Here is a 13597-nt window from a genome sequence, read left to right as displayed (position 1 = left end):
AAGTGTTTGCAGACTGCTTTCTAAGGATGTTTGACAGGAATATATTCATTAATAGCTGCGTATATCGCAGCTATTTTTATTGTGGCTATGTTAAATTCTAATGTTGATTTGTGGCCATAAGAAAACCGCCTTTGTGAAAAGGCGGTTAATTGAGCTATCGTCTCCCGTTAGCGTAATCATCTTAAGTGACAAGATCATCTTACCGTCTGGTAAACGAGACCTATGGCTCCAGAATCAAAGGTCTTGTTTTCGATAAGCTTAAGATTGATCTTCTCCTTGATACCTTGGAATAACGGCAACCCCTTACCGATCAGGACGGGAGAAACCGTAATTTTATACTCATCAATTAAATCAAGCTGCATAAGGTGGTGTGCGAACCTAGGACTGCCGAGGATGACCATATCCTTGCCTGGCTGCTGTTTGAGGTTATTGATCTCTTCCTCGATATCTTCTTTCACGAGTCTGGAATTATTCCATTCGACTTTCTCCAGTGTCGTGGAAAAAACGACTTTGGCTGTCTTTTCGATCCACTCGGCATGATTCCGTTCATGCTCCGAAGCTGATGGGTTCGAAGGCACAGATGGCCAGTAACTGTGCATCATCTGATAAGTCCCACGTCCCCAAATGACAGTGTCGGCAGTACTCAGAATTTCCTTCGCATGTTTCTCCAAATCAGCGTCGTAGGAAACCCAGCCAATGTCCATTTCTCCATTCGGCCCTTCTACAAAACCGTCAAGCGATGCGTGCAGAAATAGAACGAGTTTTCTCATTTTCAGTTCTCCTTTGTTCATGAGGGATTTTCACATTATACATTAACTACATTTTAGCAGAATTCTACTTGGGTTTTTCTTAAGGATTGTTAATCCCAAACCTGCCCGTTAGCTTAACAAGAATAAACAAAAAAGCCGAAGCTTTGTGCTCGTGTCGGTGACAGTAAACAGGACGATTTGATTTCTTATTCGATGAGGTGTTTTCATATTCCTTGTTGTCTATATAAAAAATATTTGGTTGCAACACCATTGAAGCGGTCCATCCATTTCTTCAAGCGGCTGTGATAGCTGTTTACGTTTTGGATATGTCATACGCCTTTCTGACGGTCACGGGCATCGAGGACACACCCTTGGTTCGGGATTGCAAAAAGATAAGTTCCTGCTTACCACTATCGTCTAATGTATCAGCAAGCTTTTTTAGCTTCTTTAAATCCATAGACAAGTTCAAGGTTTAACAAAGCCTTTATTTTAAGAATACAAGTTCTCGTCCATACCGAACAAAAACCCTTCATGAATTAGGACGGTCCCTTTTAATAAACAGTTATGAAAAGTAAACATAATTTGGTAGTATATAAAAAGATTGTTAATCGGAGGTGAGTTTATGATTCGAAGGTCAATCTTCATATTTGTAACGATAATTATATTCCTTGCGGGTTGTAGTAAGGAAGCAGAAAAGAATGCCTCAGATATTCAGAACTCCGCAGAGTCAGATCAAAGTAAAGCAACCTCAGACGTTCAGCACCCTTCAGATTCAACTCAAAGTGAACCGAGTTCAGAAGTTCAGAGTCCAGCGGACTCCAATCAAACTGAGCCTCCGGCTTCCCTAACAGATGAACAAATACTAATGAAACCTTCAGGCCGCTTTGCTGGTTCAAATTATAATGAACAGAAAGTTAATGAAGCGTTGGATCAATTACCAAGTGAATTGACAGCTGATCAATATAAGGAAGAACTCCTTCTCCTATTGGCCGAAGATTATCGTCCTTATGTGACTATTTTCAACAACTTTGAAACCGAGGTTAAAGTGAATAATGAGCGACCTGATGGAAATATCACGTTACCCACAAGTAAGAAGCTGCACATTTCGATCTTACTTGATGCCAGTGGCAGCATGAAAGCGCAGATCAATGGCAAATCAAAAATGGACTCCGCCAAAGAAGCTATACAGATCTTCGCAGATAAATTACCCCAAAATGCAGAGGTTTCTTTGCGGGTATATGGACATAAAGGAACAGGAAGTCAGAAAGATAAGCAAGTATCATGTAACAGTACAGAAGAAATATTTCATGGCCTAGGTGACCAGACAAATCAAATGAATACGGCGCTTCAAGGGGTAAAACCAGCTGGATGGACACCCATTGCAAATGCACTCAAATCTGTAAAACAAGATATTAATCCTGAAACAACTGATTCGGTCGTATATGTGGTTAGTGATGGAATTGAAACATGTGGAGGTAATCCGGTACAGGTTGCCAAAGAACTCAACCAATCCGAAGTGAAGACCGTTGTAAATATTATTGGCTTTAATGTGGATAACGAAGGACAGAAATTGCTTCGACAAGTTGCTACATCTGGTGGTGGAGAGTTCACTTCTGTAGATAATGACGAATCACTAAAAAATTATCTCAATGAAGCGTATGCCAAATTACAAGGCGAGTGGACGAGGTGGAAAGAAAAAGGAGAAGGACAGGCAAATACACAAAAAGAAAAGAAGCAGGGAACGATCAATAATGCAGAAACAGATATGCAAATACTAGCGAACAAAGAATATGATCATTTGCTGGCAGCCCTTAGGTATCTGGAAACTAAAAGAGGAAAGGCTATCCCTCACAGTGAGCTCTGGATGCAGATTACTGAACGTAAGAGTTTCGCATGGACTTATGCTCGTGATACCAAGAGACGTTTGTATGACGAAGTCACTAAAAGTGGAAATCAGGTTTATGACGATATCAAGGATGAAGGCGACAAGAATATCGATGATCTGAAAAACAAGAAAAATAACTAGGGGCTGTATCTAATGACATAAAAGTCTCAAGCATTAAAAGTCTGATTTTTTTCAGGCTTTTTTTATCGCTCAACTAATGACAATAAGTACTTATTACAGTTCACATTCAGTTCATAATTGTAATTTACAATTCTAAGTATTCAGTTATATAGGAGGAATTGCGATGGATCATGTATACAGAAAGGGAATAGATCCAAACAATGGAGATTGGGCGGTAGAAGCGCATGGACTCGTCAAAAACTTCGGTGATAACCGTGCAGTGGATGGCGTAGATCTGAAAGTGCGTGCCGGTTCAATCTATGGAGTGCTCGGTCCGAATGGAGCAGGCAAAACCACTACAATCAGAATGCTGGCGACCTTACTTCGGCCAGACGCGGGTTCGGCGCGAATCTTTGGTCATGATGTGGTGAAGGAGTCGCAGATTGTTCGTCAATTGATTGGAGTGACCGGTCAATACGCATCGGTTGACGAGTCGCTCAGCGCTACCGAGAATCTGATTATCTTCTCACGCCTGCTTGGACTCGGGCGCGCAGAGGCGCGCCGCAAGGCAGAGGAGCTGCTTGAGGAGTTTGGTTTGACGGAAGCTGCCAAGCGGCCGCTTAAGAACTTCTCCGGAGGTATGCGTCGTCGGCTGGATCTTGCAGCGAGCCTCATTGCACAGCCACCACTTATCTTCTTGGATGAACCGACTACGGGTTTAGACCCACGTACGCGTGCACAGATGTGGGATACGATCCGTCGTCTAGTGAATACAGGCTCAACAGTATTGCTAACAACACAGTATCTAGATGAAGCGGATCAACTGGCTGACCGGATCGCGGTTATCGATCAGGGCCGAGTCGTCGCAGAGGGAACCGTGGACGAATTGAAAGCTTCAGTCGGAACTTCATCGTTACAGCTGAGAGTCCAAAATCCACAAGACATTGAGAACGCGCGCCGGACCATTGAACAGGTGCTCAAAGTCCAGTCAAAAGTATCGGCGGAATCCGGTAATATTACGGCACCGATGGCGAACGCCGATCTGGTCACTGAACTGCTTATCACTCTCCGTGCAGCAGGAATTCACTTGACCGAATTGAGTGTGCAGAAACCAACACTTGACGAGGTATTTCTAACTATTACTGGGCATGGCGTGAAGGAAGATTCGCCACAGACATCCAGTGAATCGAATCAAGCTGAGGAGGCAAGAGTATGAGAAGCACTTCAATTCAGCCAGGCGCTGATCGCAATCTGAAAAATCATACGAGCTTTGGACAGTCTATTCGCAACTCGTTGACGATGGCCTATCGAGGACTGCTGAAGATTCGGCGAACTCCCGAGCAATTGTTCGACGTTACGTTACAGCCAATCATCTTCACCCTAATGTTTACCTATATCTTTGGCGGGGCCATCTCCGGTGATGTGGTAAGTTATTTGCCCGTCATCATTCCCGGCATCCTCGTACAGACCGTGATCACGACTTCAATTGTCACGGGCGTTCAACTGCGTGAGGATATGGATAAGGGCGTGTTTGACCGATTCAAGTCACTGCCTATCGCACGTATAGCACCGTTGGCGGGAGCCCTGTTGGCAGATACCGTCAGGTATACTATTGCGACTGTGCTCACCTTTGCCATGGGATATATTATGGGCTATCGGCCCGAAGGTGGTCTGGGTCATGTCGCCATCGCAGCGGTTATTGTCATTGCCTGTGCTTGGGCAATCAGTTGGATCTTCGCATTCTTCGGCGTGATTGCCCGTACTGCATCAAGCGTACAGGGGATATCGATGATCGTGCTGTTTCCGCTCACGTTTCTTTCTAACGCGTTCGTGCCGGTCGATACCATGCCGAACTGGCTTCAATGGTTTGTTAAAATCAATCCGATCTCACATCTGGTCACTGCCGTTCGTGATCTTGCTAACTCCGGAACTGTAGGATGGGATCTCGTTATTTCTCTCATCGGAGCGGCCGTCATTGTATTGATTTTTGCACCCATCACGGTCCGGGCATATATGCGTAGAACGTGATGACAATATCAATTGAAAGCAGATTAAGGTAGGGAAAATATGGGGGTGTCTCATAAGCCATGAAATGACTGCTTGGGACACCCCTGTTTTTGAGTAGGATGTACATAAGCACTTGGAGTGGACGCTGCGTGAACGGACCGTTGTTCCAATCGCTGTGCTCTCCAGATTTTTTTCATTCTCCTTTACGGTGAAAATCCGGAGACCAAGGCGACCGCTGCCGCTTTTCCACAATCAGTCCGTCCTCTCCGCTGTTTAAGTGGAAAAGGATCTTCGATCTACAATCTTCACAGAAACACAAAAAAAGAAACCGTTCTTTTGATAAAATGGAAGTGCGACCTACAAAAGCGGCAGGAAACCATGAGGTGGTATTGTCAGTCTAGAACGGCTGCGACACAGAATCAGGCTCGGGAAATACAACGGAGTGAAGAAGGTTACGCCTTGGCCGTATGTCGGATGACGGAACCGGAAAGCGTGTTTGGACAATTAAAGAACAACCGGGGCTTCCGGCTGCTTCGTGGCCTTTGCTGGGATTTAAAATAAGAAGGGGCTGTCTCTGTCGTGGGAAATCCACTTATGAGACAGCCTCTTCTTATAGATATTGATCCAGCCATTGTTTGCAGGTATCGGGTGAGCATTTGTAATTCATTCATAAAAATTCAGAGTGATACCCGCTCGTATCAGAACAATCGGTTTCATACTTGACCTACGATGCAACAATACCTGAGAGTGTAGTGTTTAATGCAAGGCGTTTCTGTCTTTATGTACCTCCTGATCACCGAAGGAAGTCAGGACGCTCTGTTCGACGACATCCCTGAGTTCTTTCTTGTGCGCGGCATATTGCTCAGCAGAAATACTTCCGCTGCGTAGGCGATCATCCAGCTGCTGTGTAAGCTGGGTCATCTGCAGATTGATGACATTGGCTATGTCCCCGCCTTGGTCGGCCGCAATATCATTCAGGGATTTGCCTTGATACAAGGATTCATACAGTTCCTCGTCGGACGATTGATTAAGTGCTTCCAGCAGGTCATCTTTTTCTGCGACGCCAGTGGAGAACCACTTCTCTAACGGACTTGCGCTTGTGATGGAACCGCTTAAAGCGGTGCCTCCGAAGGACATTACTACTACCATCGTTCCGACAATCATCACTCGCTTTATGTTCATGGTTAAAATCCTCTTTTCATGTTATTTGGTGCTTGTCATATGCGTAAAGTTTAGGGATGTGAGAGTTTCAGCCTAATGTTATTATAAACAGCAAACCTGAGTAGAACCTTAATTATTCTTTAAAATAATATAAAGTTGGGCGGATACGATCAGCGGGTGCATCATATATGCCGTCACATTATTTGATGTAAAGATATCCAAGCTCCAAGATTGATACGAAGGTTACTTGGGCTATTATGAATAGCGCAATACTCTGGAAGTAGGAAGTATGAATACATTCGTAGAATAAGAGTTATACGAATTCGAGGTGGATTAGAAAATCAACACAAAGAATAAAAATAATGAAGGAGATGGATGTATGATTCAAAGTTGGGTTAGAAGCATTTTCAAAGACAGAGTGAAAGGAGTGCCTGATCTTAGACCGTCCATGGAACTGAAAACACAAATGAAATTGCGCAATACATTATTGAAAGTTTAATTAGAACTCAACATCATATCTCTAGGCTTACTATAGTCGGAGCAACAAAGAGTGGGAAATCTAAGTTGAAAACGTACCGAATAAAAAATGACATAAAGTTTCGGACCAAATTTTTTTCTAGTATGGACCTAGCAAAAGATTGGTTGATCGATGAGATGGATTGAATCACAAGGAAGATCTCGACAGAATATAACACCGCTTCATGAAATCGTGCCTCCGGCCCTCGGTTCGACAGAGGCATTTTGGGGAGAGGGAACAGCCGGACAACCCTGCACAGGCTAAGTTCGTCGAACCCTTGTATTCGCGCCTAAGCCAGTGAGGGTTCGTGAATACAAAGACGTTTTAAGAAATTGGTCCAAACGATGAAATAATAGAGAGGATGAACGAATTGCCTTATCCCTTTGACTGTATTACTAAGTTTATGTTCTTTGAAACTCCTATTGAACCGTCTGATGTAATATTAATACCTGGTGGTAGTCATCCTCAATTGATGGAGAGAGCTGCCGAGTTATATCATAAGGGTCTGGCACCTTACATTCTTCCTTCAGGTGGACCAACTCAAAATGTGTCCTCTTCTGAATGGGATTTTCTTCGAGATGTGGGATTAAGTTTGGGTGTACCAGAAAGGTCAATCTTACGTGAAGATCAAGCGACAAATACATTTGAAAATGCAAGATATTCTTGGAAGTCTCTTCAACAACAGAGGATTTACCCAAGAAAAGCTATATTAGTTTGCAAGTCTTATTTTGCTAGAAGAGCTTTACTGACATACCAGGTTGAGTTTCCTAATGAGATTGAATTTTATGTGAGCCCGGTAACAGACAAGACGGGTATCACAAAAGATAACTGTTACTTGGATGAGCAAAAAATAAATGTTGTAATGAATGAATTGACGAAGGTAGGTCAATATTTTAAACACCATATTCCAAATTGGGTAAACAGTGAATAATAAGAGAAAGTTTTAGGAAGGCACCCCAAAAAACTATCGAATAGAGTTGATTAAATAATGGAATTTAAATCATTTGAGAGAAATGATCTCTTGAGTTGTACGAATACTTTTATTCATGTATTTAATCAAGAACCATGGAATGATGAATGGTCTACAGAAACTGCATTTCAATATTTACTTGATTATACGAATACACCTGGATTTATTGGTATTGTCGCTGAAGACGCAGGAGAGATCATTGGTTTTATTTTTGGTGTCCGTAAGCGTTGGTGGAGTAGAAATGAGTTTTTTATTAACGAAATGTGTGTAAGTGTAGAGAAGCAAAAAACGGGAGTAGGATCGAAGCTTATGAAATTCTTAGAGGAAAGACTTGAAATGGATGGAATTGAGAACGTAACTTTATTAACCGATAGAGGTATTCCTGCTGAGATATTCTATAAGAAGAATGGGTTTACTGAGATTAGTAGATTAATGTTTTTAAATAAGAACCTATAATGCCATCACTTAACCTGTAACAAATATTAAATCAAGATAAGTAAGTTGTTCGAAGTAACAATTACTTCGCATAACAATAAATGTCGCGGCCGTCCCTAAAACTAAACGAAACGAGTGATATTATTTTGATCCGTTTAATCCCAACGACAAGAGAAAACTGGAAAGATGCAATAAATTTACAAGTCCAAGTTCATCAAAACCATTATGTTCCATCAGTAGCTGTGTCTTTAGCTAAAGTACACATTCGTCCAGACGGTGATGAATACAAATATCTACCATTTTGCATATATAATACGGAGAATAGCTTAGTGGGCTTTGTAATGATCACAGTAGATGACACAACAGCTTGGTCATATTGGGTAAATGGTTTGCTGATTGATGCAAGCTATCAAGGTAAGGGTTATGGAAAGGCAACTATAGAATCTGTGATTAGGTATATAAAAGAGAACTACTATAATAGCAGGTGTTTGAATTTAACTGTATGTGCAGATAATGAAGCTGCCAGAAAGCTCTATGAAAAGTTGGGGTTTTCTGAGACCGGAGAAGTATATGATGATGAAATTGTATATCGATTCGTTTTTTAATTATAAAAGACATTCGTTATGAATACAGGGCGTTATAGGGAAACGTCGTAATACATAATCCACAGAACTAGAAAAGAAGAGACATATTCGAGAGTAAAACAGTCTTAAAAAGGAGTGCAAGAAAGAATGATTGCTTTTAAGAAATTAAGAAATAAATACGTAATATGGCATGCAAATCGTGTTAAATTTCCAGAGTTTACACCAAGCATTATAGTCAGAAAAAAAGTAACTTTTTCTGGAAGGGTACAAAAGGTAGGATTCCGCTTGGAATTAAATTGTATTGCTCAAAGATTGAAGTTAATTGGATGGGTGGAAAATTTGAAGGATGGAAGTGTGGAAGCGGATTTACAAGGAGAAGAGTCGCATATTGATTTTCTGATCAAATGCATGGGGACATTGAAACGGGCGTCTGTAAAGAAAATGACTATAATTGCTTTGCCAATTAGAGAAGGTGAAAAAAGTTTTACAATAGTGGATTAAAGCATATATAGCATAAGTGACTGATTCCAGAGATTACAACCGGTTAAAATAAAAATTGATGGGGAATTTCAATGAAAAGCAATATAAAGTACATCTTCTTTGATTGTATGGAGACACTCGTTGATCTATATGAACTGCCCAGAGATCATGATTATGCATTATGGGCCTTTAACGGTTGCGGAGTAGAACATTATTGGAATGACTTTGATGAATTTTTAAAGAAATACAATGAATCTAAGATTGAAATTGCATCAGTACTTGATCCGAATGAAGAGTATGAAATGATTAGAAGATTTGAATTCGTTGTTGAAAGAACAGATACCATCGATATTCACTTGAAAAATCATGTTGCAACAAATCTATATGATACTTTTTGGAGTACTTACAAATCAAAGTGCTTTATTAAGCAAGAGAAACTGGGTGTTTTGTTGGATTTAGCTAAGAAGTACAAGTTAGCAGTGGTTTCAAATTTTAAGATTAAAGATGGAATTGAAGAACTATTGCGCCTGAATGATGCAAGTAATCTATTTGAATTTGTGGTTACTTCTATTAATGAAGGTTGGAGGAAACCTAGTCCGAAAATTTTTGAATTAGCAATTAAATATGCTGATTGTACATCTGAACAGATTATATTTGTTGGCGACGATTACGAGAATGATTATTTAGCACCAAAGCGAATGAATATGATGTCAATATTATTAGAAAAAGAGACCAATAAAAATGATTACGAGTCGGAAGTAAGTACAGTAAAGAATTTTACTGAATTAAAGTCATTTTTGTTGGGATAATTCGAAGAAATCAATAAATCTAATAACTTATCGTTTTCCAATCCATATGAACAACCAATTTTTTAATCGGAATACATATTTCATCTTTGTAAATCTGTCAATTTAAAACAAGACAAGGACAAAGGAGCGAAAACAAATGACTAAGCCAGTACTTACAGGACCCACGATGGTATTACTCGTGCGGAATCTTCAAAAATCAATAAGATTTTATGAGCATCTTGGTTTTACTTGTGAGTTGATCGGTGGTCCAATAGTGCAGCATGTTCATATGAAAAGAGATTCTGTGACGTTTATATTACATCCTGTCACGAAAGAGGAAGATGTCAGACCTTATTCATCGATTGAAGGTGGATTGTATTTTGATGCTTTTTGCTATGGAGATGTCCGACGGTTGTTGGAGGAATTTATGGATAAGGAGATCCAAATCGTTAGAGGACCGGACTTAAATGACTCTTTTAGCGAATTTACGATTCAGGATCCTGATGGGTATCGGATAGCTTTTGGCGGATAAGTTATGTTTTTAAGGTTTGAACCTAAATGGTATGTAGTTACTGTGATTTGTATAATAATTACATTGATTATTGTTCTGATCACGGGTCATTTGAAATACCTGAATTTATGCGGTGCATTAATGTTTTTTGCTGCTTCGATTCGCTTTTGGAGAGACGAAGAAAATAGTTATATCCGCATCCCCTACCTAGTATTAGGTATATTATTTTTATTGGCATTTTTCAATATATTAAAATAATTACTTTTTGGAAATTTAAATAGGGAATCATCGATTACAAAATTGCCGTGAATCAGTGATTCCTGATAGCGGCTTTTTTAAATTAATATTAGTTATTAGCGAGACATCCACTCATATCGTGGCATACCCATGAAAACATTGAACAATTAAAGGTTGCGATTCTATGATACAATGGGTTTTACTGGAACTGTACATTGGTCAATTAATAACATGGGAGAGGTGCTTAACGAATGTCAAAAATTTTAACCCGAGCAGAAGTGGATACAGAATTAACATGGAATTTGAATGATATTTTTGAAACAAAAGAAGCATGGGAAGTAGAATTAAACGCAGTTCAGCAGGACATCTCCACTGTTACAACGTATCAAGGAAGACTCAGTGAAGGAGCAGATACGCTGCTGGCATGCCTTCTTGCACAGGAAGATCTTCAAGGAAGAATTAACCGAGTAGGAGCCTACGCTTATCTGCATCAATCTGGAGACAGCATAAGTCCTGAAAATCAGATGAATGCTACGAAAGCGCGTGATCTTTCTTCCATAGTCAGTTCAGCTCTTTCCTTTATCAAATCCGAAATTATCGAGCTTCCAGACGGAATGATTGAACAGTACATAAAAGAACAGCCTGAACTGCAGGTGTTCGAACGCAGTCTCGGATTGCTAATGCAATCCAAACCGCACAGATTGTCGGCAGAGACGGAACAGGTGCTTGCTTCCTTTGGTGAAGTATTAGGGGCGCCTTACCGTATCTATGAGCGCAGCAAGCTGGCAGACATGACATTCCCGTCCACAGAAAACGGCCAAGGAGAAGAGGTACCGGTTTCTTTTGCACTTTATGAGAACAAGTACGTTGAGTCTCCGGATACAGAACTGCGCCGTAATTCTTTTAAAGCTTTCAGCGAGACATTGTACAAATACCGCAATACGTTTGCTGAAGCCTACGGTACCGAGGTGAAACGCCAAGTCATTGAATCGCGTCTTCGCGGATATGACTCCGTTACGGACATGCTTTTGACGCCGCAGCAGGTCACCACAGAAATGTACAACAACATTTTGGATATTCTTCAAGAAGAGCTTGCGCCTCATATGCGAAAATATGCCGCGCTCAAGAAACGCGTGCTAAATCTAGACGAGATAACGTTTGCGGATCTGAAAGCTCCGCTTGACCCTGATTTCAGTCCCGGCATTTCTTTTCAGGAGGCAGGTGATCTGATCAAGGAAGCTTTAACCATCCTTGGTCCTGAATATGGGGAAATCGTATCGGATGCCTTTAAAAATCGTTGGGTGGATTACGCGGATAACGCAGGGAAGAGAACAGGTGCGTTTTGCATGTCGATTCCTGGAGTCCATTCCTATATTTTGATCAGTTGGGCTGATAGCATGAGAGGTGCCTTTACACTCGCTCATGAAGTAGGACATGCGGGCCATCTGATGCTTGCGAGCAAATATCAGCGTTTGACGAACTCTAGACCTTCGCTGTATTTCATCGAAGCGCCTTCAACGATGAACGAACTTCTGCTGGCTGATCATTTGCTGGCAAAGTCAAACGATCCGAGAATGCGTCGTTGGGTTATTTCGCAGTTGCTTGGCACCTATTTCCACAATTATGTAACGCATCTGCTCGAAGGAGAGCTTCAGCGCCAAGTCTACGACCTTGCGATGAACAATGTACCGATTACTGCGGTGAAATTATGTGAATTAAAAGGAAATATCCTGTCTTCCTTCTGGGGAGAGGATGTGGTAATTGATGAGGATGCCAAGTTAACCTGGATGCGTCAACCGCATTACTATATGAGTTTGTACCCTTATACTTACGCTGCGGGTCTTACCGCTTCCACGGCTGTAGCCAAGCTCATAAGAGAGGAAGGACAGCCCGCCGTGGATCGCTGGCTCGAAGTATTAAAAGCCGGTGGATCTATGAGTCCGCTCGAACTGATGAAACTGGCAGGCGTGGACATGTCTCAGCCTGATCCGATCCGCAGCGCCGCGGCTTATGTGGGCTCACTTATTGACGAGCTTGAGAGCTTGTATTAATTATGCAAAAACCCCACTTCTATATTGAATGATTTTTGATTAGCAAACTGCTGCGTATGGCTCCATGTTGTTGAGCAAATGCAGTATTCATCTATGTTTTTGACAAGTTCATCAATTTAGAGTAATATCCACATGTGATCGTTACCATCATCATGTGAACAGTCGCAGTATGAAAGCGAAAGTACGAATAAGTATCTAAAGCATAAGACTCTCTCTTAACAGGGAGAGCCTTTTTTTTGCATTTTACTTGCTAGGAATCCGGTTATAGGGGTGTGAATATTGGGAACGGAACATCGTAATCATGTACTTATTGTTGAAGATGACGACAATATTAGACGGTTTATATCAATCAATTTAACTACAAACGGATTCGTGGTCAGTGAGGCTGCGTTTGCAGATGAAGCGTTACAGCGCTTCACAACGAATCGGCCTGATGTTGTAGTTCTGGACATTATGCTTCCGGATACCAATGGATTTGAAGTCTGCCAGAAAATACGAGAGATGGATCCTGCGGTCATCATTGTCTTCTTAACAGCACGAGGACAAGATCTGGACAAAATCAAGGGCCTTGAGCTCGGTGCCGACGATTATATTGTCAAACCCTTTAATCCGTTAGAGCTGGTAGCACGAATTAATGCAATATTACGCCGATCAGAACTTGCTTTAAAACCGCCAAAAAGTGTACTTCAAGCCGGACCCATTCGAATGGATCTGAATTCGAATAAGGTGTTCAAACATGACGTTTATATCGAACTAACACCGAAGGAATTCCAAATGATCAGGACTTTCCTGGAGCATCCAGACACAGCACTTTCCAGGAATGAATTAATGAATCTCGTATGGGGAGAGGATTATATTGGAGATCCTAAAACGGTAGATGTTCATGTGCGGAAACTGAGAGAAAAGATCGAAGATAATTGTTCCAAGCCTCATTGGATTGAAACGGTATGGGGGCTAGGATATCGCTTCAGGAAGGACGATTGAATTAATGGGAATCCAGAAAAGATTAGTCGGAAGTTATCTTGTGGTCATTTGCCTCACGGTGCTCATCCTTGAGATCTTTCTTGTTTTTTCCGTGAGATATTATTATTTTCACAATATA

General features: G+C 41.2%; 13 protein-coding genes. 11 read left to right on the top strand and 2 right to left on the bottom strand.

Features of this window, described 5'->3' with window-relative positions; genetic code table 11:
• Positions 1–194: 194 nt before the first annotated feature.
• Entirely contained in the window at positions 195–770 is a 576-nt protein-coding gene (locus KJS65_RS08895; protein ID WP_213649504.1) for a dihydrofolate reductase family protein, read from the bottom strand.
• A gap of 601 nt (positions 771–1371) precedes the next feature.
• Here KJS65_RS08895 and KJS65_RS08885 point away from each other — a divergent pair.
• From KJS65_RS08885 to KJS65_RS08875, 3 genes are all read left to right on the top strand, one after another.
• Positions 1372–2775 (top strand): vWA domain-containing protein, encoded by a 1404-nt coding sequence (locus tag KJS65_RS08885; RefSeq protein WP_213649503.1) that lies wholly within the window; start codon positions 1372–1374, stop codon positions 2773–2775.
• Positions 2776–2938: 163 nt separating this feature from the next.
• The gene (locus tag KJS65_RS08880) at positions 2939–3970 is read left to right on the top strand and encodes an ATP-binding cassette domain-containing protein (RefSeq protein WP_213649502.1); all 1032 of its coding nucleotides are present in this window, start codon (positions 2939–2941) and stop codon (positions 3968–3970) included.
• Positions 3967–4782: an ABC transporter permease gene (locus tag KJS65_RS08875; protein ID WP_213649501.1), complete on the top strand. Its 816-nt coding sequence runs from the start codon at positions 3967–3969 to the stop codon at positions 4780–4782. Before KJS65_RS08880 ends, KJS65_RS08875 begins: the two co-directional genes overlap by 4 nt.
• A 735-nt stretch (positions 4783–5517) precedes the next feature.
• On the opposite strand, the gene KJS65_RS08870 is transcribed toward KJS65_RS08875, so the two are convergent.
• A complete protein-coding gene (locus KJS65_RS08870) occupies positions 5518–5943 on the bottom strand; it encodes a hypothetical protein (protein ID WP_213649500.1) in 426 nt (141 codons plus the stop codon).
• A gap of 866 nt (positions 5944–6809) precedes the next feature.
• Here KJS65_RS08870 and KJS65_RS08865 point away from each other — a divergent pair.
• From KJS65_RS08865 to KJS65_RS08830, 8 genes are all read left to right on the top strand, one after another.
• A complete protein-coding gene (locus KJS65_RS08865) occupies positions 6810–7370 on the top strand; it encodes a YdcF family protein (protein WP_213650710.1) in 561 nt (186 codons plus the stop codon).
• Between the two features lie 57 nt (positions 7371–7427).
• Positions 7428–7865, top strand: a complete 438-nt coding sequence (locus KJS65_RS08860; RefSeq protein ID WP_213649499.1) for a GNAT family N-acetyltransferase — start codon at positions 7428–7430, stop codon at positions 7863–7865.
• 125 nt (positions 7866–7990) lie between these two features.
• Positions 7991–8449 carry a GNAT family N-acetyltransferase gene (locus KJS65_RS08855; protein WP_306432965.1) on the top strand — a complete coding sequence of 153 codons (459 nt, stop codon included), beginning with the start codon at positions 7991–7993 and terminating at the stop codon, positions 8447–8449.
• A gap of 126 nt (positions 8450–8575) precedes the next feature.
• The gene (locus tag KJS65_RS08850; protein WP_213649498.1) at positions 8576–8929 is read left to right on the top strand and encodes an acylphosphatase; all 354 of its coding nucleotides are present in this window, start codon (positions 8576–8578) and stop codon (positions 8927–8929) included.
• A gap of 71 nt (positions 8930–9000) precedes the next feature.
• Positions 9001–9717 (top strand): HAD family hydrolase, encoded by a 717-nt coding sequence (locus tag KJS65_RS08845; RefSeq protein ID WP_213649497.1) that lies wholly within the window; start codon positions 9001–9003, stop codon positions 9715–9717.
• A 136-nt stretch (positions 9718–9853) separates the two neighbouring features.
• Entirely contained in the window at positions 9854–10228 is a 375-nt protein-coding gene (locus KJS65_RS08840; protein ID WP_213649496.1) for a VOC family protein, read from the top strand.
• Between the two features lie 467 nt (positions 10229–10695).
• A complete protein-coding gene (gene pepF, locus KJS65_RS08835) occupies positions 10696–12495 on the top strand; it encodes an oligoendopeptidase F (RefSeq protein WP_213649495.1) in 1800 nt (599 codons plus the stop codon).
• Positions 12496–12774: 279 nt separating this feature from the next.
• Entirely contained in the window at positions 12775–13479 is a 705-nt protein-coding gene (locus KJS65_RS08830; protein WP_213649494.1) for a response regulator transcription factor, read from the top strand.
• The last annotated feature ends 118 nt before the right edge of the window (positions 13480–13597 follow it).

Source organism: Paenibacillus sp. J23TS9 (assembly GCF_018403225.1).
Taxonomy (GTDB): domain Bacteria; phylum Bacillota; class Bacilli; order Paenibacillales; family Paenibacillaceae; genus Paenibacillus_AQ.
The sequence above is the reverse complement of the archived record's forward strand: the minus strand, read 5'-3'. Positions and strand labels throughout refer to the sequence as shown.

What these genes read in the sequence shown, in the direction of transcription:
- KJS65_RS08895 (WP_213649504.1), bottom strand. Translation starts at nt 770, where the DNA reads ATGAGAAAACTCGTTCTATTTCTGCACGCATCGCTTGACGGTTTTGTA.
- KJS65_RS08885 (WP_213649503.1), top strand. Translation starts at nt 1,372, where the DNA reads ATGATTCGAAGGTCAATCTTCATATTTGTAACGATAATTATATTCCTT.
- KJS65_RS08880 (WP_213649502.1), top strand. Translation starts at nt 2,939, where the DNA reads ATGGATCATGTATACAGAAAGGGAATAGATCCAAACAATGGAGATTGG.
- KJS65_RS08875 (WP_213649501.1), top strand. Translation starts at nt 3,967, where the DNA reads ATGAGAAGCACTTCAATTCAGCCAGGCGCTGATCGCAATCTGAAAAAT.
- KJS65_RS08870 (WP_213649500.1), bottom strand. Translation starts at nt 5,943, where the DNA reads ATGAACATAAAGCGAGTGATGATTGTCGGAACGATGGTAGTAGTAATG.
- KJS65_RS08860 (WP_213649499.1), top strand. Translation starts at nt 7,428, where the DNA reads ATGGAATTTAAATCATTTGAGAGAAATGATCTCTTGAGTTGTACGAAT.
- KJS65_RS08850 (WP_213649498.1), top strand. Translation starts at nt 8,576, where the DNA reads ATGATTGCTTTTAAGAAATTAAGAAATAAATACGTAATATGGCATGCA.
- KJS65_RS08845 (WP_213649497.1), top strand. Translation starts at nt 9,001, where the DNA reads ATGAAAAGCAATATAAAGTACATCTTCTTTGATTGTATGGAGACACTC.
- KJS65_RS08840 (WP_213649496.1), top strand. Translation starts at nt 9,854, where the DNA reads ATGACTAAGCCAGTACTTACAGGACCCACGATGGTATTACTCGTGCGG.
- pepF (WP_213649495.1), top strand. Translation starts at nt 10,696, where the DNA reads ATGTCAAAAATTTTAACCCGAGCAGAAGTGGATACAGAATTAACATGG.